At 48.5% G+C, this 22,220-nt stretch carries 15 protein-coding genes; 3 read left to right on the top strand and 12 right to left on the bottom strand.

The window, feature by feature from the left end; all coding sequences use genetic code 11:
- Window positions 1–56: 56 nt before the first annotated feature.
- The 9 genes from AC07KQ_RS07400 to AC07KQ_RS07440 all read right to left on the bottom strand — a co-directional run bounded on the left by AC07KQ_RS07400 (window position 57) and on the right by AC07KQ_RS07440 (window position 15,333).
- Window positions 57–518, bottom strand: coding sequence for a deoxycytidylate deaminase (locus AC07KQ_RS07400; protein ID WP_003565609.1), 462 nt, complete (start codon window positions 516–518; stop codon window positions 57–59).
- Window positions 515–1,204, bottom strand: a complete 690-nt coding sequence (locus AC07KQ_RS07405; protein ID WP_013245757.1) for an endonuclease III domain-containing protein — start codon at window positions 1,202–1,204, stop codon at window positions 515–517. The genes AC07KQ_RS07400 and AC07KQ_RS07405 overlap by 4 nt, the downstream gene beginning before the upstream one ends.
- A 35-nt stretch (window positions 1,205–1,239) precedes the next feature.
- Window positions 1,240–1,863 carry a DnaD domain protein gene (locus AC07KQ_RS07410; RefSeq protein ID WP_003565613.1) on the bottom strand — a complete coding sequence of 208 codons (624 nt, stop codon included), beginning with the start codon at window positions 1,861–1,863 and terminating at the stop codon, window positions 1,240–1,242.
- 54 nt (window positions 1,864–1,917) lie between these two features.
- A complete protein-coding gene (gene asnS / locus AC07KQ_RS07415; protein ID WP_003575160.1) occupies window positions 1,918–3,216 on the bottom strand; it encodes an asparagine--tRNA ligase in 1,299 nt (432 codons plus the stop codon).
- Between the two features lie 30 nt (window positions 3,217–3,246).
- Window positions 3,247–4,422, bottom strand: coding sequence for a pyridoxal phosphate-dependent aminotransferase (locus AC07KQ_RS07420; RefSeq protein ID WP_003565617.1), 1,176 nt, complete (start codon window positions 4,420–4,422; stop codon window positions 3,247–3,249).
- A gap of 54 nt (window positions 4,423–4,476) precedes the next feature.
- Complete coding sequence (locus AC07KQ_RS07425; RefSeq protein WP_003565619.1) at window positions 4,477–4,965, bottom strand: cell wall elongation regulator TseB-like domain-containing protein; 489 nt, start codon at window positions 4,963–4,965, stop codon at window positions 4,477–4,479.
- A 302-nt stretch (window positions 4,966–5,267) separates the two neighbouring features.
- Window positions 5,268–8,054 carry a helicase C-terminal domain-containing protein gene (locus AC07KQ_RS07430; protein ID WP_016387810.1) on the bottom strand — a complete coding sequence of 929 codons (2,787 nt, stop codon included), beginning with the start codon at window positions 8,052–8,054 and terminating at the stop codon, window positions 5,268–5,270.
- 38 nt (window positions 8,055–8,092) lie between these two features.
- Window positions 8,093–11,797 carry a helicase-exonuclease AddAB subunit AddA gene (gene addA / locus AC07KQ_RS07435; RefSeq protein ID WP_003575167.1) on the bottom strand — a complete coding sequence of 1,235 codons (3,705 nt, stop codon included), beginning with the start codon at window positions 11,795–11,797 and terminating at the stop codon, window positions 8,093–8,095.
- Window positions 11,794–15,333, bottom strand: coding sequence for a PD-(D/E)XK nuclease family protein (locus tag AC07KQ_RS07440; RefSeq protein ID WP_016387809.1), 3,540 nt, complete (start codon window positions 15,331–15,333; stop codon window positions 11,794–11,796). The genes addA and AC07KQ_RS07440 overlap by 4 nt, the downstream gene beginning before the upstream one ends.
- A gap of 330 nt (window positions 15,334–15,663) precedes the next feature.
- Between AC07KQ_RS07440 and mvk the strand changes: the two genes are divergently transcribed.
- The 3 genes from mvk to fni are packed head-to-tail and all read left to right on the top strand — an operon-like array spanning window position 15,664 to window position 18,611.
- Window positions 15,664–16,599, top strand: a complete 936-nt coding sequence (gene mvk, locus AC07KQ_RS07445) for a mevalonate kinase (protein WP_013245763.1) — start codon at window positions 15,664–15,666, stop codon at window positions 16,597–16,599.
- A 7-nt stretch (window positions 16,600–16,606) separates the two neighbouring features.
- The gene (gene mvaD, locus AC07KQ_RS07450) at window positions 16,607–17,611 is read left to right on the top strand and encodes a diphosphomevalonate decarboxylase (RefSeq protein ID WP_003575170.1); all 1,005 of its coding nucleotides are present in this window, start codon (window positions 16,607–16,609) and stop codon (window positions 17,609–17,611) included.
- Window positions 17,577–18,611 carry a type 2 isopentenyl-diphosphate Delta-isomerase gene (gene fni / locus AC07KQ_RS07455; protein ID WP_016387808.1) on the top strand — a complete coding sequence of 345 codons (1,035 nt, stop codon included), beginning with the start codon at window positions 17,577–17,579 and terminating at the stop codon, window positions 18,609–18,611. The genes mvaD and fni overlap by 35 nt, the downstream gene beginning before the upstream one ends.
- Window positions 18,612–19,099: 488 nt before the next feature.
- Here the strand turns inward: fni and AC07KQ_RS07460 are convergent, their stop codons facing one another.
- From AC07KQ_RS07460 to AC07KQ_RS07470, 3 genes are read right to left on the bottom strand one after another with little or no spacing between them, the layout of a single operon-like run.
- On the bottom strand, window positions 19,100–20,431 hold the full coding sequence (locus AC07KQ_RS07460; RefSeq protein WP_016387807.1) for an RsmF rRNA methyltransferase first C-terminal domain-containing protein: 1,332 nt from the start codon (window positions 20,429–20,431) through the stop codon (window positions 19,100–19,102).
- Entirely contained in the window at window positions 20,418–21,374 is a 957-nt protein-coding gene (locus AC07KQ_RS07465; protein ID WP_019891643.1) for an ABC transporter permease, read from the bottom strand. Before AC07KQ_RS07465 ends, AC07KQ_RS07460 begins: the two co-directional genes overlap by 14 nt.
- Window positions 21,375–21,426: 52 nt before the next feature.
- The gene (locus tag AC07KQ_RS07470; RefSeq protein WP_003565638.1) at window positions 21,427–22,170 is read right to left on the bottom strand and encodes a hypothetical protein; all 744 of its coding nucleotides are present in this window, start codon (window positions 22,168–22,170) and stop codon (window positions 21,427–21,429) included.
- Between the last annotated feature and the right edge of the window lie 50 nt (window positions 22,171–22,220).

The following is a 22,220-nucleotide window of genomic DNA, read 5'->3' on the forward strand; positions in this document are numbered from 1 at the left end:
CAGCTGTCTAACGACGGCAATGCAAGAATCGGATGAGGCTTATTTTTGTATGGAAATTATTGTTGGCTGAGTCGCACAACATCCAAATGATGCTGCTTTAGCAAGGCTTCGCCGTATGGATCGTTACGATAATCTTGCGCATAAACCACGCGCTTGATACCGGCCTGAATCAAGGCTTTGGTGCAATTAAGACAGGGAAAAAAGTTTACGTAAACAGTTGCACCATGGGTACTGACACCGTTAGCCGCACACTGGATAATCGCGTTCATTTCGGCATGAATTGTGCGAATGCAATGGCCGTCTCGCATCAAATGGCCAGCCTCGTCACAGTGCGGATCGCCACTAATGGCACCATTATAGCCAGTCGCAATGATCCGATGTTCTTGCACCAGAACAGCCCCAACTGTGGCTCGCTCACAGGTTGATCGTTCCGAGACCTTCTCCGCTAACTCCAAAAAATACTGATCCCAACTTTCCCGATGAACGGTTCGTTTGGATGGCACAATGCTATCTGTCATGATTTGCCCCCTAAAGGTAAATAATGTGTTTCTAAAAACGCCCATTGCGTCCCTGCTGGCACTTGCGGATCACGGGCGCGCAGATACTCCCGACCAAAACGAATTAGGCTGCGATGAAGTTTAATCCATTCTGACGGGGGCATCAAGGCTTCCAGTCGCGCCTGAATCTGAACCGGTGTCGCATTTTGCGGGACGAGTCCCAACCCCTTTACAATTCGACTAACATGCGTATCCACAGCCACACCTGGAATGTTGAATGCATCACTTAAAACAACGGTGGCTGTTTTCTTGCCAACGCCTGGCAAACGGACCAAGTCAGCCGCTTTGTTGGGAACCTTACCTGCATATTCCTTAACCAAAATATCACTCAAAGCTTTCAAATGCGCAGCTTTAGTACGATAAAGGCCTAGCCGGCTAATGATCGCAGCGATCGCCTCAACCGGCGCTGCAGCCATGTCAGCAGGCGTCGGATAAGCCGCAAAAAGCTTTGGCGTGACCGCATTGACGGCCACATCGGTCGTTTGCGCCGATAACATGACGGCTACAAGAATCTGAAATGGATCCTCGGCGTGCAAGGTTGGTTGCGGATCAGGATAAAGTGCCATGATCTGATCAAATAGTTGTTTGGCTTCAGCATCGGTCACAAATGGTGCCTCCTCTTGGGCTAATGATGGGTGAATTTTCATATAAGATTTTCCTGGCGCTTGTCATTGCGGCTTTGTCACAGCTCCTGATGACGTCTAATATCTGCCTGAACCTGCTGTGGCGTTTTAAGATTGCGGCGTTCCCAGTTCAACAAAATGCGATCCATATATTTTAGCGAATAAGCCGAGTTCAATACAGCCTCTCGTAAAGCTAGTAAAATGACTTCCGGTAGATAATGATCAGTTGTAAGCCAATCACGAATCGTCTCTTGCTCAATTGGCGATAGTGGTCGTCCGAATTCAATCTCAATTTGGTTGAATACATTGGTTTGCGCATCAACATTTGCTTGCGAAGTTGCCGGGGTTGGTGTGCCACCAGCTGAGGTTGGCAGTTTAGCCAATATTGGACTGAGATCATAATGATCACGCATCCGACCATGACCATCCGGGACACTTTCCAAAGCAATGGCTTGTTTTTGAATAAGCGTCTCAATGGCACTATAAATCGCATTTGGAGCAACGTTCATTCGGGCAGCTAACACTTTCAAATCCGGTGCCTGATGATGGCTTGCCTGCCACTGATCAATGAACAAATAAGTCATGAACTCGGTTTGGGTTAACCCCAAGGTGGCGTAGTGATCAAACAGTAGGTTCGACAGACTGAACTGCCCTGCCTCAAGATAAGTTTTGAAATCCGTCATGGTGCTTGCCCTCCAAAAAAAGCCGGCGCACAGGCGTCCGACTTTTGATTGTCATCATGGTTTCAAACGGTTGATCATCCGTGGGAATGGAATCGCCTCACGTAAATGATCCAGCTTGCAGACCCACGTAATTGCCCGTTCAAGTCCAAGACCGAAGCCTGAATGCGGCACGCTCCCATACTTGCGCAGATCGAGATACCATTCGTATTCGTCTAAATCAAGTCCAGCATGTTCGATAGCATTCTTCAGTGTGTCATAGTCGGTTTCACGTTCAGACCCACCGATAATTTCCCCATAGCCTTCGGGTGCCAGCATGTCGGCACAAACATATTGCTGATCATCTTCCGGATCTGTCAGCATATAAAACGGTTTGATCGTCTTCGGATAGTTCAAAACAAACACCGGTTGATCAAATTGATCAGACAGGTAGGTTTCTTCCGGTGAACCAAAATCGTCACCATACTTGACGTCCATACCGGCATCTTGCAACATTTTAATGGCCTGCTTATATGTGATCCGCGGATATGGCAATTTGGTATATTGCTTGAGTACTTCTGGGTCGCGATCAAGCAAGTGCAGCGGATAGGCGCAATTATCCAAAACGGACTGCACGAGATAGGCAACGTAGCGTTCTTGGACCTTCAAACTCTCTTCTTGGTGACAGAATGCCATTTCCGGTTCAATCATCCAAAATTCGGTTAAATGGCGCCGAGTCTTACTTTTTTCAGCTCGGAAAACTGGGCCACAGGTGAAGACTTTGCCATAAGCCATTGCCCCTGCTTCAGCATAAAGCTGACCTGATTGACTCAAGTAAGCTTTTTTGTCAAAATAATCGGTTTCGAAAAGTTCGGTCGTACCTTCTGGTGCGGAATCGGTCAAAATCGGCGGATCCATTTTGATAAACCCTTCGTTATTGAAGAACTCGAACGTTGCTCGGATCATTTCATTGCGAATTTGTTGAATCGCAAATTGGCGCTTAGAACGCAACCATAGATGGCGATGATCAAGCAGAAATTCGATGCCGTGCTCCTTCGGGGAGATTGGATAGTCGTGCGAGTCACCAACCAGTTCAATGTTACGAACCTCGATTTCATAGCCAAAGTGGCTGCGGCTGTCTTGATGAATCACACCCGTAATCCACATACTGGACTCTTGGCGCAGTTCTTTAGCTAAGCTGAAAACTTCTTCTGGGACATCAGCTTTTGAAACAACTCCTTGAAAATAAGCTGAACCGTCGCGCAACTGTAAAAAGGCAATTTTCCCTGAGCTGCGTTTGTCGGTCAACCAAGCCCCAATTTTAACTTCTTCGTTCACATGTTCTTTGGCATCAATGATGCGAATCTGTTCCGTCATGCGTTAACTCCCTATTTCTAATTTAAATAATTACTTGCCCACAAATTCTCGAATACGTCGTGCCGCCTCGCGTAAGCTGTCTAGATCCTTGCAATAACTGATACGCGCATGGTCGGGCATACCAAATGCGCGGCCTGGCACGATTGCAACGCCGGTTTCCGCAAGCAACGCACTGATAAAGTCATCGACGGTACCATAATGACTCAACTGTGCCGCTCGCTTGATGTTCGGGAATAAATAGAAGGCGCCTTGTGGTTTATCTCCCATGTCAAACCCCGGAATTTCGGCTAATAAATCATAAAAAAGGTTGAGCCGTTCCTCAAATGCTTGCCGCATGGTTTCGACAATCTGCTGATCACCCGTCAATGCGGCCACTGCAGCATATTCAGACACAGCTGCTGGATTTGAGGTGGTGTGGCTGATAAAGGTCGCCATCGCCTGCATGAGTTTTTCTGGTCCGGCAGCATAACCAATCCGCCACCCAGTCATTGCATACGATTTGGAAACACCAGAGATCAAAACGGTGTTGGCCACAATGTCAGGGTTGATGCTGATCATTGCCGTGAAGGTTGTGCCGTTGTAAATTAAATCGCGGTAAATATCGTCGGTGATGACCAAGATATGATGTTGCAGTGCCCAGTTACCAATCAATGTCAGTTCTGTTCGCGTGTAGACAACCCCGCTTGGATTTTGCGGTGAGTTGATAATTAAAGCACGCGTTTTGTCCGTCCGCGCCGCCTCAAGATCATCAACACTGACTTTGTGGCCTTCCGATGGCATGACCAAATGCGGCGTCCCACTAGCAAGTTTGATTTGTTCCTCGTAAGAAACCCAGTATGGTACTGGAATCAAAACTTCATCGCCTGGGTTTAAGTAAACTTGGAACAAAGCATATAACGCAAACTTTGCCCCAGTCGTCGCCACAATCTGGCTAGCTGGATAACGCACACCGTCTTGCGCGAAAATGCGGTCGCTAATGGCCTGCTTCAATTCTGGGATCCCAGTCGCGGCAGTATAGAAACTAGCATTACCGGCTTGGATGGCAGCAATGGCCGCTTCATCAATCGTTTTCGGCGTCTGAAAATCAGGTTGACCAATGGACAGATCAATGACATCGGCTCCTTTTGCCTTCAAAGCCTTGGTTTGATTGCTCAATGCAAGCGTCGCTGATGGTGCGACGTTGAGGATTCTTTTTGCTAAATGCACGACTGCGCCTCCTACAGTTCCGGCAGTCGTTTGCGCTGCCGAATCATACTTTATTTATAAGTTTTTGATCGCGTTCAGCTGTTCGCCACTGCGAAAACTGTACGTCACGTAGTTTAGTTTACCAGACTTTGACAGATAGCCAATATCCCAAACGAATTCTGACCCACGTTTTCCTAATGAAGCATTCAAGATTTTCTTTGGCGAAGCACTTTGATTAATTTGCTGCAACGCTTGCTGCCGAGTGATGCCAGATTTCTGGTTTAAAATATTGACTTTGCCCGTTTTTTCTTGAATCACAACGTACACAGCTTGATTTTTCTTGGTATTACCCGCAACAGTCAGATAACTTTTGTCGCGGTTATACCACCAAAAACCGTTAATCGTTTTCAGATTTGCGCGGTTTGTCGCGATTTTCTCAGCTTGCCCACGTAGTTGTTGATAAGGTGAGAGGCTTTTCGCGTAGACGCCAATGGCACCAATAATTAAAACAATCAATCCAGTAATCACAAAGAACTTAACCCAGTCAAATCGACGATGACGCATGGGGTGCCTCCTTTCGAAGTATGGTCAGATGATTTTTGATAGCTGACGAGATACGTGTGGTAATTAAAATTTCTAAAAAAGCACTTGCTGGCACAAAAGCCTGCATATCAGGCTTTGGAAGTAATGGTCAAAGTTTTCTCGGCCATCGAGCTCTGGCGCTTACGGATGGCCTGCTCGCAACTTTTGGCTAAAACGCGTTCGCCAGTCCAGAAACCTGCACGTAAGGACCTCAAGCCTAAATGGCCGGGTTTTGGCCATTTAAGTTCAAGGCCGCTTATGCTCCGGTTTCTAAACGCGCCTGCTCACGCTCTGTCTAGCCACATCTTAATGTACCCCGGCATGTCAGTTAGTGGCAACGTCATTGGCTTAATATTTGGTAAGGATTTCTGCATTTTTCGACCGTAGCGTGTGGTGATGAATCGGGGGTCGAGGACAACGAAGATACCGCGATCGGTTTCGGTTCGGATCAAGCGCCCAAAACTCTGGCGTAATCGCAAGGTTGCGCGTGGCAAAGCATCCTCAGTAAATGGATCGCGGCCTGCTGCCTGAAGTCGTTCGTATCGAGCTTTGGTGATGGCGGCTTCGGGCGCATCGAACGGCAACCGGGTCAAGATCACCATTTCGAGCAACCGATCCGGATAATCAATCCCCTCAAAGAAGCTTGCGGCACCGAGCAATAAACTTTGATCACCGACCGCAAAACGCTTGGCGATCTTTTCCGCCGAACCAGTCACCCCCTGAGCCAATAACTCTTTATGATCGGCAATCGGTCGATGAGCAAGGCGTTGGTAAACCGCGGCAATGGTCGCCAGTGAATTGAACAATACAATCGTTTGGTGTCGGTTATCAGCCAACAACTCAATCGCCGCGGCAAGATAATCGGCATAGGCTTCTGCACTCACCGCACCAGCCGCAGGAGCGTCCGTGGCGACTAGTACTTTGGCCTGATCACGATAATGAAAAGGACTGCGTAACTTTAGAAAAGCTGTCTCTGGTAAATCATGGTAACCAAGCTGAGCGGTTAAAAAGTCAAACGAACGGTCAGTGGTTAAAGTCGCCCCGACAAACACCGGTGCCGTAAACCGCTGTAGCAACTGCTGAATGGCTGATCCAACCTGAAAAATGTCCCAACTTAGGCCAAGACTGCTAACATCATGCATTTGCCGCAACGTCAAAGAAGCTACGGCAGTTTGGCCGGCAACCAGTTCTGGCAAGCGCGCTAACAGTAATTTCAAGCGGTCACGTTGATCGATCAGGGTGACTGTCAACGCGGCTAAGGCTTGAAATCGTTGACCGTCACTTTTCAAAAAGAAATGTTGCCGGCCATTGAAATCTGCATCTAGTTTAGTCGCAATGACCTGAATGCGACCAATGACTTTGATCAATGTCTTAATATTGTCTGTTTGGGACGTGACTAACCAATTAATAGCAGCTTGATCCAAGCTCAGACTCACAAACCCTTGATCAGCCGTTGTCTTGCCGTTAAAGAAATGCCGATATATTTGGTGCTGCAGGATTTCAATCGTTTCTTGGGCCGTTGTTGTTAGAGCGTTAAGTTGCGCCAACACAGGCAGCATCTGCCGATCATTTTGATAGACGTTAACCAATGAGCGATCTTCATCGGGATCACTCAATCGCCACAAATGTCGCAACTGCCGCCGAATCTGCGCTAAGTCGATCCGTTGCGCAAAGGCAGCGGCGGTATTATCAGCAAAATGTTGCGCTTCGTCAACGACCAGAAATGGCGCCTCAAGGTCCAACAAATCAGCGTGGCGTGACAGAAAAGCGTGATTCGTAACCACGATAGCCGCCCGATCAATGGAAGCACGCAGCCGCCGATAAAAATCAAGTGTGTAATACGGGTTGATAAATGGTGTGCCTGAATCACCAGTATGCCGAATTTGCATGAACAATGGTGCCCGATAAGTTGTTAAGTGCAACTCATCGAGGTCGCCTGTGGTTGTTTGTGTCAACCAAACCAGCAATTTCATTTGCAATAACTGCGTTTGCCGACTTGGTGATTCTTGATGCAAACTAGCCGCGAACTTGTTGAGATCAATATAATGTTGCGGACTTTTAACCTCAACTGCTGGCAAGTCTCTGCCTAAAACAGCGGCTAAAGTCGGAATGGCCGTCTGAATTAGTTGGCTTTGCAAAACAAGCGTTGATGTCGCAACCACTAACTTATGTTCGGCGGTTGCGACATAAGCATAAGGCAGCAAATATCCAAGCGTTTTGCCAAGACCGGTTCCTGCCTCAATGAAAAGTGGCTGGGGACCACCCTCTTGTGCATGTGCAAAAACCGCATCCATCATCCGCGCCTGGGCCTTGCGGAAGCGATAGCGCGGTTGGAGCAAGTGCCGTTTTTCAAGATCCGTTGCCGGATAAGCTGCTGACGCAAACGTCTCCTGGGTTGCTGTCGGCACTCGGCGCAAGACCAACGGGCCAACTTGAACAAACCCGCGTTTTAACGGTTTCAACGGTTTAGCGATTGCCTTCAAATAATCACCGGTTTCCCGCAACAAGCCACTGCCGCGCGCAACCAACGCCTGTTGCGTCGGACTGGGCAAGGCCTGAAAGCGAGCCGCCAGCTGGCGCAACAATTTAGCCGTGCTAATCGCGTCACTATCGGCTTGATGCGGGTTATCGTGCTCAATTTGTAAGTAACTCGTTAAATCAGGCAAGCGAAAACTGCTAATCTCAGGCAATAAAATTTGCGCCAATTCAACCGTGTCGATCGCAGCTAATTGCAGCTTTGGCAGCCCCACTCGCTCAAATTCCGCATTTAAAAAAGGATAATCGAAATTAACGTTGTGCGCTACAAAAACCGTATCAGTCAACAGCTGATGCAACGTTTTGGCGATTTCTTCAAAATAAGGGGCCGCGACTAATCGATTGGGATCCAAGCCGGTTAGTCGCTGAATTGCCACTGGTACCGACCGATCCGGATTCACCAACTGAGAAATTGTCTGGATAATTTTGCCGTGCTGCATTAAGGCACATCCAAACTGGATCATCCGGTCGCCGTCTTTGACGCTGGTCCCAGTTGTTTCTAAATCGACCACAGCAAAAATGGTCTCAGCATTCATTTTAAACATTCCCGTCTAAACATACTGTTCATATCATACTATTTACCAGCACCTGATGCTACCAGATCGACAACGGTTCCGGTGCGCAAAAAGACCAGATAGCGATGCAGCACCGGTTTGGGTTGTAAATCCTGCAAAGCTTGTGCATATAAGTTTAACTGTCCACGATAACGATCCACTAAAACGGCCGTGTTCGGGTTATGATCAGTTTTGTAGTCAAACAGCGTGACGCCTTGTTCATCACTCACGTATCCATCAATAATCCCGTGAATCAAGACGTCCTCGCCTGGGTCATCGGCCAATGCTTCAAAAACCTGGTCAGCAGGCAGCAGCATGGAAAACGGAACTTCACGATGAACCTGCTGCGGCTTAGCCAATAACAACCGACCTAAATCAGTTTCAAAGAAGCGAATAAGTGCCGTCAAATCAATGTGCTTTGCCACATCGACCGCAATGACCTGCGTGGTGGTCAATTGATCGCGCAAAGCCCTCAAGCTGGCCATGGTGATCGGCTTGGCGAGATCCACTAGCTGCAGCAATAGATGCGTTGCCGTCCCAATAGCTGCTGGGCTGATGCCACTAGGGGTTTCGGTCAGAAACGCTGGCGCCGTTAAATCGCGCATCGGTGGCTTGGGACCGAGAAAACGATCTGCATTGACCAGATCAATGGTATCTGGATCATCAAATGCGCGTTTAATTTCTGAAACACTTTGAAAACCTGTCGTAGTTGTTGCTGCTTGGAAAGGATAGGCCTTTTTAAACCACGCAGATAAGTCGACCATTGTTCCTGAATCGTCAGAAACTTTTTCCGGAGTTGCAGTCGGTGTGACTTGCGGATTCACGTCAATTTCAATTGTAAACTCCGTTTCATCACCGACGAGCGCAGGTTTGATAGTTGTTTCGGCTAACCCACGGGCCTGTGGATGTCTGATCAAGGCCGGTCCGATCCAGTCGAGATAGCTCGTTGCCCCACTGCGGACTTGCGGCGCCAAAACACGCGCTTTACCTTCCGCCGCCGCAGCCCATTTTTCGACCGTTTTATCAGCAGACGTCAGCTGATTGCCACTCATCGTTGCGCCAACCACGTAAAGTCGCTGTTGCGCACGCGTCAGAGCAACATACAACAACCGCATCTCTTCAGCCAAGGTCTGATTTTGCCGTGCAGCTTTGGCAGCTTGATACTGGGGTAATTCATATTCAACGCGAGTTTCAGGATCTAGCCATTTAATACCGATACCTTGTTTTGTCAAAATGGCAGTGCCGGTTTGATCGCGCATATTAAAATGTTTGTTTGCCTGCATCAAAAAGACAACCGGGAATTCCAAACCCTTGCTTTTGTGAATGGTCATCAACTTCACCGCATCATTATCTGGATCGACTTGGGCAGGCATTGCCAAATCTTGATCCTGCTTCTGCATCAAAGTAATAAAGTGAATAAAGGCAAATAACCCTTTGAAGCCACCCGCTTCATAAGTGCGGGCTCGATCAATCAAGGCTTGGAGATTTGCCTGTCGCTGACTGCCCCCTGGGGTGCCGCCAACATAGTCAAGAAATCCGGTATCCTGATAGATAGCCCACAACAAAGTGACCAAGTCATTTTCTCGGGCCAAGTCGCGAAAATGGCTGAGCTGGTTGAAGAAGTGCGTCAGCATGTCATGCGTCCGCTGAGCAAGTGGCGTTTTTGGTTCGGCTTGTAGAAATGCTGTCACGGCATCATAATATGGCACCTGTTTTGCCGCTAAACGAATCAGTGCCAACTGATCAGCTGACAAACCAACAATCGGCGAACGCAACACAGCCACTAACGGAATATCTTGTTTTTGGTTATCAATCACTTTTAAAAGCGCCAGCATAACCATCAATTCAGTCGTTTTGAAAAAATTCTTGGTATCGGCCACAAACAATGGGACGCCTGCTGCAGCAAACTGTGTTTGAATCAGACTGTTTTGACTGGTTTGACGCGTCAGTAATGTGATATCGCGATAGTGGATGCGCCGATACTCCTGCGCCTGACGATCCCATAGTTGCGCATCGGGATCGTTGATTAATCGCTGAATTTCGGCCAAGACTAGCTGCGTTTGGCCAGTCGCAATGTCCACTGGCTCGTTATCATCAGCATCTCCCGGTAACTCACTTGCATCAGAAGAATCTTCATCAGATGTTGCTTTGCTATACAACAACACTTTCACTGCCGGATGCGCATCACCGTAATCAAGCGCACCATACTTTAAAGCCGCTGCGTTGTCATAGCTCAAATCGCCAACTTCCGGATCCATGATTTGACTGAAAATCAGATTGGTAAACGCCAACACATTTTTTGTCGAACGAAAATTCTCAGCTAAAATAATCCGTTCTGGCTCGGCGGGATCGGTCGGTGCATCTTGAAATGTTTGGTATTTATGAATAAATAGTTGCGGATCGGCCAGTCGGAAGCCGTAAATACTCTGTTTGACATCCCCGACCATGAACCGATCACCTGGCGTAGTGGTGCTGACAGCGGCAAGTAAAGCCTCCTGCAACGGACTAATGTCCTGATACTCATCCACCATCACTTCATCGAAACTCGCGCGATAGTTATCGGCAATTGGTGCACCGGTTTGTGGATCTTTTTGTTGCAAAATGCGTAAAGCATTATGCGCAATATCACTATAGTCTTGAACATGCCGAGCGGCCTTTTCAGCGATCAACGCGTCTTCAAACTTTAAGGCCACATTAGCTAATGTGGCTACTAAAGGTTGAGCTTCCCGCAACAAATCGCCAATTTGCTCAGCAGCTAAGGCAAAAGTTGGTGCCAGTTTGTTCTGCCAAGTTTTCTTTGCAGCATCACGTAGATCTTTTGCCGCGTTTTTAGTGTCCTTATCTGCGTCATCCAGTCCTTTACTGATGCGCGACCAAGCAGCAAATTCATGGGAAATCAAGACACTGCGGACTGTATCGTATGTGGGTGCATTTGTTTCTAATAGTGTTTGCAATGGGGCAAGATCAGCCTGAATTTGCTGATACCAAATTGGGTTTGGCAGTTGATTGGCTAACGCTGACGCCTGAGTCAAACTGGTGGCTATTTGCAGCAATTGGCCTTTAACTCGCGGCCAGATTTGTTGGCTAAAGGTCGCTTCCCATTTTTCCGGTGCATACGGCGTTGCCAATCCTTCCAAATAGGCCTTGGGATCAGTTGTCGCACCGGCTTGGCGGATCAACTCAAACATCAAGTCTTGCAAACCGCTATCATCTCGATCCCCGCTAAAATTAGCAGTGAGTTGTTCAAACGCAGGTGCTTCGTCACTGGCATATAATTGTTCACGCAAATCGTCCCAAACGCGCTCTTGCAGCATGTAGCGTTCAGTTTCATCCGTAAGCAACCGAAAACCGGGATCAAGATCAATGACATAGTAGTAAGTTTGGACAATTTGCAAACTAAAGGCATCCAGCGTACTGATTTTAGCCGCATTAACCATGGCAATTTGATTGGCAAGATGACGCCGATCCTCACCACTAAGCTCATGTCGTCGCTCGGTGAGTGCCTTCTTCAAAGCCGTCTGAATCTTGGTTCGCATTTCGGCTGTTGCCGCACGAGTAAATGTCACGATCAACATCCGGGTAATGTCGGCATGCTGTTTGAGAATCTTTTGAATAATTCGCTCAACCAACACGGTGGTTTTCCCGCTACCAGCAGAGGCGGAAACCAGCACGTCATGCCCGTCGTGGGTAATCGCTGCTTGTTGAGAGGTTGTAAATTGGGTCATGCTTGCGAATCCTCCTGACGATGATGCGGAATTTGTGTGGGATCAGTTGTGACACGGCCAAGCACCTCTTTGCGTTTCAACTTTGGCACATGATTGTAATGATCAAACCCGGTTGCCGGATCGAACAGCATAATACTTTGATAGTCGCTGTTGCTGATAACGGTGGATTCCTGTCCATATTGAAACGGCGCCAAAGCGATATCCCCGGCTAAAATCCGACTGGCAGCATCAATAATCAATGCCTGATTGTGCAAAAGATAGGCACTTAGATCTTCTGGTGTCAGAATGTTTGACTGATTATAATTGAAGGCACCGTCTTTTTTAAAACCAAGTGGCACCATCATACTGCGTCCACCGGTTTCTGCTGAAATGGTTTTGTCTACCGCCGCCAAGTCTGCCCCATCTTTAGCTACCAAGAAACCTAGATATTTAAAAGCTTTTAGTCGATCAATATCGAGGTCAAGATCGGTACTGAATTTGAACTTAGGATCTTGTAAGTGAAAATACAGTGCTCCGGCTGGCACAAATGGCGGATCAGCTGGGACATTTGCCATTGCTTCAACATACGTCAACATCTGTAAGGCAATGCCATAGTACGCGTCACTGTCATCGAACCGATGTTGCGTGCTCTTGTAATCAACAACCATAAATCGCTGCGCATCTGATTCTCGATAGACATCTAGTCGGTCAATTTTGCCGCGTACATTAACGCGACCACCATGCGGCAGCGGCCAAGACAAGCCAGGTAAGCCCCTGGTATCCCCAATTCGGCCAAACTGCAACTCAGTGCGCATCGGACGGAACCCGGTCCGGCGTTGCTGCTGGCGCATGTTCGTCAGCACTTGGATCAATAACCGACTTAAGCGACTTGTCAAATAAGCCATCCGATGGGTACTGCCAAGAATTTCATAACCCGGGCGCTTCGTGATAGCCGCGACTAATGGCGGGACCGCCGCCGCGACATCCGCCGCGGTGACATCGGCCAATGTCTGGCCGGCGTCGCGCAACTGAGTCAGATATTGATCCAGCACCGCATGGAAAAGACTACCAGTATCGGCTGGCGATAACTCAAATTCAGGTCGCGGCTGTAAAAGCAAACCATACTTCAAAAAGTATTCAAACTGATTACGATAATACGTCTCTAATCGCGATACCGAGACATTCATGTCCCGACCGTACAATTGGACTGCTAATGTCGGATCAAGACGTCCAGGGTTATTTTGATAGGTCAAACTGCCTGCTAGCTTCTGAGCTAACGGTGCCAGCTTGGTTTGTTTGAGACTGGCCAAAACGCCTTGCCAACTTCGACTCAAAGACAATTTCTGATGCTGAGCTTCACCAGCCGCGCGAACAAAATCACTGAGCATGGCCCGCGGACTACCCAGAACTGCTTTTAGAGATGTCCCCAACCCAGCCGGTGCCCATGTAGCAGGCGTTAATTGCAGTGCTTGGGCTAATTGTCTAAAGTACGGCGAGGCTTGATTTTCACTGTTTTCCTGCGTATTTTGCATGGGGTAACTAAGTGTCAGTTTTTCAGAAGCTGCCATAAATCCAAGATAATTGATGAAAGGATCGCCTAAGGTTGTGGTCGGACCTTGTTCAGGTAAAAAACGGTCATCTGGAAGCTGAGCCGCCAACAGTTGCCGCTCTTCGCTATTTAAGACACCACTATCGTTAGGCACATCAGGCATCGCGGTGTTTGTTGCGCCAATCACATAAACGTGTTTTGCCTTGGCCAAACGAACCAAACCCGTTTCGGAAATAACCACCGAGTCCAGCGTCGACGGAATCTGCGTGTAGGTGGCACTAGCAAAGCCGGCCGCCAACAGTTCTCGAAACTGATCACGATTGAAGTCAGCTTCTCCCAAAATGGTCGCATAGTCATTTAACAATTGGGTGAAGGTATCCCAAGCCTGTTCGTTGGCTTGACTGCGACTTAAATCACCGTCAGCGTTAGCGGTTTGTCGCCATACATTCAGCTGATCAATCACACCAGTCGTTTGCAGCCATTGATATAAGCTGGCCGCGGCTTCGCGACCAGTTTTGGCAGTCTGCCATTGACGCAGCAATTGCGGAACGGTGTCCGCAACCAAAGTCTTGATTGCATTAATTTGGGCAGTTTTATCTGCCTCGGGATCAAGTTGCGAATCGTCAGCGTTAGGATTGCGCTGAAAATAGCGCCATGGGTCGGTCTGTGTCCACCGTTTTTTGCCGGTAATGCCAGTGCGAACAAGATGGTTATCTGTTGTGTCTAAAGCATCACGAAAAGCCGCGATATCCATATTCTCAGGTAGTAACAACTCGGTATGCAAAAGGCGCATGACATCCTGATATTGATAATCGTGGTCTTGTATGGCAAAAAGACTTTCAATGAGTACGACTAGCGGATGATCCTTCATTGGCCGTTCGAGATCAGTAAATTGAGGGATGTTGAATTCTTCAAAGATGGCCGGAATCACCGCTGCGTATGGATCCAAGCGACGGGCTAAAATCAAAAAATCGCGGTAACGTGCACCTTGCCGGACGGCTTGATAGATTTGGCGGGCAACCGTCCGTAATTCATGATATGGATCAGTCGCCACTGCCAACTCAACTTCTTTGTTCTGTGCTGTCTGTGCAGGCGCCTGTGGTTGTAAATTGGTACTCGTTTGCCACCAATCAGCAAGGTGCTTCATGCCTTCGCTTAGCGGACGCGGTTTAGCAAAACGATCTAGCCGGATCGGTACTTTCATCGTTTTGGCTTTTTGATAAAGGCGGTGATACAACCGGCCTGCAGGTAAGAATAAATTAGGTGCCACTGGCGGCGCAGCCGGATATGGCTTGTCCAGCACTAAACTAACGGTCACCTCAGCAGCCGTTTCAATCATTGTTTCGACCAATCCAGTCTCTGAAGCTGAAAAGACGTTGAAGTCATTGAGATAAATGAATGTGTGGCTCAGGTCCTGATTGCGCATCACCTGTTGCAACCCACTTAGTAGGCTGGCATTAGTGGCATAAGGGCCGATTTCCGCTTCATAGTGATCCAGAATGATCCCCAGATCTCGCAATTTAGCACGGTGCCGATCGCCTGGTGTTAAAGCGGCTACTGTCGTATTCAGATCTTCTGCTGTGATACGACCGGTCACTAATTCGCTTAATTGATCCGCCAGTTGTGTCACAAACCCAGTGTTATGCGCTTCGCCAGCATAAATCGTTAGTTCTTCCTTGCTTTCACCTAGTATCTTTGCGACCAACATCGTGTTACTGGCCCGATCAAGTCGTGGCTGTTGATAAAGCGCGGTGTTTTTCAGGAAATACCAGGCAAGTCGTGAGAAAGACAGCACCTGCACTCGATTTTGCGCATATACACCATTGACGGATGCTGCTTGCGCCCGCAACCGTTTCAACAAGTCGACTTCGGCTTCAAATTTGATATGATTAGGGACTAAATAAAAAATTTGGTTTTGTGAATCGGCTTGCAGATTAGCTTGAACCATTGTCGCCATCGTGCCAGCATGATCCGTCGTTGCGTCTCCTAAAATGAATTGCAGCCCCATGCGCTACCTACCTCCTTAAACGCGCTCCCCAGCGCAGCAACCTGCATGTAAGCACCTTGGCTGCAATGGCCAAGGTCACTTACACTCGGGTTTCTCACCGGGCCAGCTCACGCTCTGTCTAAACGCGTTGGCTGCCGCAGAAACCTGCACATAAGGACCTCAAGCCTAAATGGCCAAAACCCAGCCATTTAGGCTTGAGGCCGCTTATGCTCCGGTTTCTAAGCGCGGCTGCTCACGCTCTGTTACATTATGCTTTAGTCTAGCATATCTAAGTAGTGTCTGACGGGCGTTTGCGCTATCATTAATAAAGAATATTGACGAGGTGTTTATATGGAAATCGGGACGGGAAAAAGTTATGCAAAAATTATTCTGCTTGGCGAACACGCGGTCGTGTATGGGGAACCGGCCATTGCACTGCCAGTGAAGAGTGTCGGCTTGTCAGCTCGCGTCACGCCTCAGCCGGATGGCAGACAAACTGTGACGTCTTCTTTTTTCACAGGAAATTTAAATGCTGGTCAATTGACCAATTTTGCCGGTATTGCCATGCTTATTCGACGTTTATTGATCTTCTTTAACGCCAAGAATCAAGGATTTCATTTAACCATCACGAGTGCTTTGCCTTCCGAGCGCGGTATGGGCTCATCTGCCGCAACCGCTGTGGCAGTTGTTCGCGCTTTTTACGATGCATTTCAAACATCGCTATCACACGACACATTACTGAACTGGGCCGCTGTCTCTGAAAAAGCTTTGCATGGCAATCCAAGCGGTCTTGATGCTGCCACGGCTAGCGCTGAGCGGCCGCAATGGTTCGTCCGTGGTAAGGCGCCGCGCTCGATCATGATGCCACGAAACGGTGTGTTGCTAATTGCCGATACTGGCGTTGCCGGACAAACTAAAATTGCAGTTGGAGCAGTGGCAGATCGTTTAAAGCAGGATCCCAAAATGTACCGGCCGCTCATCAAGGATATCGGTGACACCGTTCGCCAGGCAGCATTGGCGTTGGCGCAAGATGATATTATTACCTTAGGCCAACTGTTCAATCGCGATCAGGCCGATCTGTCTGCACTTGGCGTTAGCAGTCCTGACCTTGACCGTCTCATTAACGTGGCGATTGATAACGGTGCTTATGGCGCTAAATTAACAGGCTCAGGGATGGGTGGTTGCATGATTGCTTTAGCAGCCAGTGATCAAGCGGTAGCGATTACCACGGCGCTTAAAGCTGCTAATGCGGCTAAAGTGTGGGAATACCATTTTGAATCGAAATGAGGCTATTATGACGACTTATGCACGCGCGCACACAAACATTGCGCTGATTAAATATTGGGGAAAAGCCAATCGCAAGTTGATGCTGCCAGCCACAAGCAGCATTTCTTTAACTTTAAATGACTTTTATACTGACACAGCAGTTACATTTGATCCTAGTCTAAATGATGATCGCTTCATGCTTAACGGTGAAGAACAAAACCCGGTTGCGGTCAGCCGCTTTTTGGATCGGGTTCGGCACTTAGGAAAAATTAGCACGTACGCTCAAGTCACTTCCTTGAATCACGTGCCGACTGCTGCCGGGCTGGCAAGTTCAGCCTCTGCTTTTGCTGCTTTGGCCACTGCTGCCAGCCGCGCGGCAGGTCTAAACCTTTCTCCGACTGAACTATCAAGATTAGCGCGCCGCGGATCAGGTTCGGCAACGCGCTCTATCTTTGGTGGTGCCGTTATCTGGCATCGCGGCCATGACGACGCCTCTTCATTCGCTGAACCACTCGCGATTCAACCTAGTTTGCCATTACGAATGCTTGTGGTCACGGTATCTGCTGAAAAAAAGGCGGTCAGTTCACGAAAAGGCATGGCCAACACAGTGGCCACAAGTCCCTACTATGATGCCTGGGTGGCCTCAAATGAAAGTTTAATTGAACCAATGATTACCGCGTTGGCTGAAGACGACTTAGCGCTGATCGGCAAATTGACAGAATTGTCCAGTATGCGCATGCATGCGGCGATTATGGCCGAGGAACCGCCATTCACCTACTTTCTGCCGGAAACATTACGGGCGTGGCAATTAGTGCAAGAACAACGGGCTTTGGGTATTCCCGCGTTTGCCACGATGGATGCAGGACCAAATGTCAAAATTCTGACTACTGAACCTTACGTGGACATTTTATTAACCGCCTTGCGCCCTGTGTTCGGTGATCGGATTTTGAGCACACGCCTTGGTCCGGATGCCAGCATCATCACAAAGGAGCAATTTGATGACACAAAGTCAGCAATCGCATCGCAAGGATGAACATGTTTTTCTAGCTGAAAAATACTTTCAATCTGTTGCTCATGCGGGTTTCGATCAGGTTCGTCTTTTGCATCGAGCTTTGCCGGAAACAACCATGGCTGCGGTGGATCTAAAACCTGATCTCCCGTTTAATTGGCAATGGCCGATTTATATCAATGCCATGACCGGCGGCTCGCCACAAACCGGCAAGTTAAACGCGCAGCTAGGCCAGCTCGCCCAAGCTTTGGGGGTGGCGATTGCCAGCGGATCGCAATCGGTGGCGTTGCGTGATCCGCAACTAGTCCCGACTTTTGCAACGCTGCGTGATCATGATCCAAACGGGTTTATTTTAGCTAATGTTGGTGCCGGTCATCATGCGACTGCTGCTGAGGCGGCGGTGGCAATGTTAAAAGCGAATGCACTGGAAATTCATCTCAATGCTGCTCAGGAAGTGGTCATGCCTGAGGGCGATCGCGACTTTATGTGGCAGGCTAACATTAAGAGCATCATTGCGACTAGCCAAGTCCCTATCGTCGTAAAAGAGGTCGGTAATGGCTTTATTCGCGAAGATCTTCAGTCCTTACAACAGCTGGGGGTTCAATTTGTTGACGTTGGCGGTCGCGGCGGAACAAACTTTGCCACGATCGAAAATGCTCGTCGTTCGGGCCACGATTTTGCTTATTTACAAGACTGGGGACAGACAACGGTTGAATCATTGCTTGAAGCGCGCGGACTCGGTCTAACCATGCTTGCAACTGGCGGCGTTCGTTCACCATTAGATGTTGTGAAGGCATTGCGGCTGGGCGCTCATGCAGTCGGCATGAGTGGCCTGGTGCTTCATCACTTGATTCAGACTGGCTATGAAGCGACGCTGGCCTATTTTCAGAACTTTCTGCACCAATTGCGCCAACTTTACGCGTTATTGGGCGTCACCAATTGGCAGGAGCTGCAAGAAGCCCCAATCGTGCTAAGTACTGATTTGGAACATTATCGTCAGGCTCGTGGCTTACCGGGAATTTGACCCTAAAACAATCCAAGTCATGATTGACTTCTGGAACTTTTATTCGAAGAGAATAATGTTGCAACACAATTCTCAGCCGGCAAGTAAAAACGAACGATTTTCCTAATATCGGAAAATCGTTCGTTTTTACCTATCCATAGATTAATTGCTGAGATTTTAAAGACCGTAGTGCCAAGGCGGAGCAATCGTAGGCCAGATGAGGCTCAGCCGTGCAAACAACACAGCGACCGATTTTCGGAGCTGATGTTGTTAGGCGACTTCGAGACCGCGGGCTTTGCGGGCTCGAAGCGCCGTCTCCGCTCTAGCTACGCGTCGCCACCCCATCTGGCCGGAGATTGCGAAGTTTGGCACGGCAAGGGACTATTAGCCTAGCACCTTCCTACGACTATTCGGAATTTAATGATTCACAAGTCCGATGAGCAAATAATGGCTCAGCCTCGTTCACCGGATGTGAGTTATGCCCCAAACCGAGTCTTCTTTACTAAATATCAAACACGCAACCCTTTTGGATAATAATTTTTGATGGTACCATTCACCAATTTACCAATTGCAAACGGCTTATGCTCGAATGTCAGCAGGACAAAACGTTTGCCACTTACCTTGCTTGGCAACGTTTCACCGTGCCGATAACGTGCATAACCGTCCGCATCAACCTCAATCATAGTTTGAAAATCATCCGGATTAAGAGCAGTTGCTAAACTATGACTTGGTTCAAATCGTTTCTTCCGGAAACTTCCGAGTTCCAGACCGGCACGCACCACTTTCACGTGCTCAAACGGGATCATCGTTGTTGGTAAAATTGAAAGAAAATCGCCATGCCGATAAAATAGGCCGCTGGGCTGCTTGGTTAGGCTTGTCGCTACAAACGCATCAACTTCATCCTTCGCCGGCTTGGCTAGCGGTTTAAGCGGCAAGCGGGCTGGTTGATGTGATGCTGGTGCCCCTGCTAACTTCAGCTTAGCAACAAAATGCCCTTCGCCACGCAATCGGTGAGGAAACAGTCGGACTGTTTTGGCCAGTTCTGGATTGCCATCGGCCCACGCTGGCCGCCCAGCTTCCATCCCCGGATATTGCTTAATCGGCGTAAGCGTGAACGCGTTATTGGCCAATAGCCAGGCAATGATTTGCTCATCTTCTTCAGGACTAAAGGTGCAAGTCGAGTAAATCAACGTGCCGCCTGGTGCTAGCATCTTCACAGCCGCTTTGAGAATCTGCTTTTGCCGCTCAGCACATTGCGCAGGATAGTCCGCATGCCAATACTGGATTGCATCCGGATCTTTACGAAACATGCCTTCTCCTGAACAAGGTGCATCAACCAAAATTCGATCAAACATTTGTGGCCACGCTTTTGCCAACGTGTCAGGATCATTATTCGTTACTAAAATCTGCCGAGTACCCCACCGTTCCAGATTGCCTGACAAAACTTTTGACCGCGGACCATTGATCTCATTGCTGACCAAAAGCCCAGTGTCGCCTAAATAACAAGCAAGTTGGGTCGATTTACCGCCTGGCGCTGCACACAAATCTAATACCCGTTCACCCGGCTTTGGGGCTGCAACAGTACCGACAAACTGCGCACTTGGCTCCTGACTATAAACAAGTCCGGCAACGTGATCAATGTCGTTGCCGGCGACCTTGCCATAATAACCCCACGGACTCCAAGGAATTGGTTCAGTTAATGACTCGTCCAATGGCCACGGCTTGGCTGGATCACGCCGAAAGCCACTTTCCGCAGGTGCTTCAAATGTCGCTAAAAAAGCAGCTGCTTCATCGCCCAGCAAACGAGTATATTTTTCCTTAAATGCTTCAGGTAGTTGCACTAGCTTTATCCTTTCTGTGAATCAAGTAACGGAGGAAGAAAATGGCAGTGATGGTCAAAACGACAAGAAAGACCCAAATATTAGTTCGCGTGGTGAAGTAGAACCACCAGTTTGCAAAAAGGCCACCAAGAAAAAGACTGACGCCAATATGACCACCACAGCTAGATAAAACGCCGCGCAAGTAACGCGCCCGCATATTCAAATCCAAACCAGCTGTTTGCAACGGCCCCATTAAGACCACCATGAGCATCGTCAGCAATCCTGCACCCAGCAATAAGAATAAGCTGAACAATGCCGTTTGACCATAAGCATGCCACCAAGTCGAAGCATTACTATCGCTAAAGTGGACCCGATGAATATTTTTTGCTTTGAAAGCGGCTTTTAAGGCCTTGCTATGCTGACTGGCGCCGTCAACATAGATTTTGACCTGCTTTAGTTTCAGCTTACTATTGGTAGTTTGTGCAGAGGCGTTGAGAAAGATAACTTTATTTAGCGGGCTGCCTTTGCGTGTGCCCACCGTTCCCAATACCGGGACATATTGACCATTCACTTGCAAATAACGCTGATTATTACTGCCAGTATACAGTTTATCGGCAAGATCGCGGCCAACCACCGTCACCGGCAGACTGGAGGCAAAATCGCCAGCCGAGAACCACTGACCACTATCGAGTGGCAGGCTCGCAACTGTGCCACGCTGATAAACGTACACGACTTGTTTAGCAACAAACTGGACCTGATAACCTTTGAAATCAGTTTTATCGAGCTCGCTTATCGCGGTGGTGATGCTGCGCGAACTTGTCGTGACATATTCCTGAGCCGTTTCCGACATGCCGAGGTGATCAAGCTGACTGGCATATTCATTTTGATCATGCTGTGACCATACTAAACCGGCTAATATCGCTAAACCGATCCATAAAAGATCAATCAAGAATAATTTTTTCACGTCATCCTCCTCAAGTCCTGCACAAATAAGCCATTTGCCAACAGTACAGAGACTATTGTAATCGGTAAACTCGTTCGTGAATCGCATCAAAATGACCAAACGCACGATTAAGCGCGAATAATCGCCGATCCGGAACGGTTCGGGCTTCTTGCCAAAATAACCGGCTATTGGTTGCACCGTTGCGTTCGCCGATCACGAATAATTGTTTAGTGGGAAAATAGTGTTGCATAATATGCAGGAACCGGACATCATTAGGATCCTTATCTGGGCTCCAAGCCATCACAACAGCATCGACTTGTTGGGCGTAGAGGAACAACGCCGCGTTGGCTGTGGCGGTTTTAACTGGAACAAGCGGCTGACGGCCAGTGACATTTTCTTTCGTCCAAGTGTGCGCATCGGTTGTGATCGTTTTGTCGCCTTGTGCGCGCAAACCAGCACTCACGTAACCATTACCAGCTGCCACTTCCAAGTACCGCTGAGGACCATAAAGTCGATGCCAGGTCGCAAACAGATCTTCATGAACAAATGACCACATGCCATCATGAAAGGCAATGTAGCGGCGGAAATTATGCAATAGATGATCTAGTTGAAGCAGTTCTTGCAGCTGCGCCTGTGGCTGGGTTAAAGCGGCATCAATTTGCGGCGTGCTAAGTCCCAACCAAGGTAACGCATGTGCTGGCAAGACACCAGCCGCAATAGATGCTTGCCAATTCTTCATGGCAGTTAGTTGTGATTTAAGCGGTCCAATGCGCGCATATTGTTTGGCCAGCCGATTTAATGTGCTCCAATAGTCCATGTTCACCCTCGTGATCCATCGCTTTGACTGCCTGAAAGACAGTCAAAAGC

The sequence above is a fragment of the Lacticaseibacillus sp. YLM2-1 genome (assembly GCF_056583465.1).

What these genes read in the sequence shown, in the direction of transcription:
- addA (WP_003575167.1), bottom strand. Translation starts at nt 11,797, where the DNA reads ATGACCCAATTTACAACCTCTCAACAAGCAGCGATTACCCACGACGGG.
- AC07KQ_RS07430 (WP_016387810.1), bottom strand. Translation starts at nt 8,054, where the DNA reads ATGAATGCTGAGACCATTTTTGCTGTGGTCGATTTAGAAACAACTGGG.
- AC07KQ_RS07405 (WP_013245757.1), bottom strand. Translation starts at nt 1,204, where the DNA reads ATGAAAATTCACCCATCATTAGCCCAAGAGGAGGCACCATTTGTGACC.
- AC07KQ_RS07470 (WP_003565638.1), bottom strand. Translation starts at nt 22,170, where the DNA reads ATGGACTATTGGAGCACATTAAATCGGCTGGCCAAACAATATGCGCGC.
- AC07KQ_RS07410 (WP_003565613.1), bottom strand. Translation starts at nt 1,863, where the DNA reads ATGACGGATTTCAAAACTTATCTTGAGGCAGGGCAGTTCAGTCTGTCG.
- mvaD (WP_003575170.1), top strand. Translation starts at nt 16,607, where the DNA reads ATGACGACTTATGCACGCGCGCACACAAACATTGCGCTGATTAAATAT.
- AC07KQ_RS07440 (WP_016387809.1), bottom strand. Translation starts at nt 15,333, where the DNA reads ATGGGGCTGCAATTCATTTTAGGAGACGCAACGACGGATCATGCTGGC.
- AC07KQ_RS07425 (WP_003565619.1), bottom strand. Translation starts at nt 4,965, where the DNA reads ATGCGTCATCGTCGATTTGACTGGGTTAAGTTCTTTGTGATTACTGGA.
- asnS (WP_003575160.1), bottom strand. Translation starts at nt 3,216, where the DNA reads ATGACGGAACAGATTCGCATCATTGATGCCAAAGAACATGTGAACGAA.
- fni (WP_016387808.1), top strand. Translation starts at nt 17,577, where the DNA reads ATGACACAAAGTCAGCAATCGCATCGCAAGGATGAACATGTTTTTCTA.
- AC07KQ_RS07400 (WP_003565609.1), bottom strand. Translation starts at nt 518, where the DNA reads ATGACAGATAGCATTGTGCCATCCAAACGAACCGTTCATCGGGAAAGT.
- mvk (WP_013245763.1), top strand. Translation starts at nt 15,664, where the DNA reads ATGGAAATCGGGACGGGAAAAAGTTATGCAAAAATTATTCTGCTTGGC.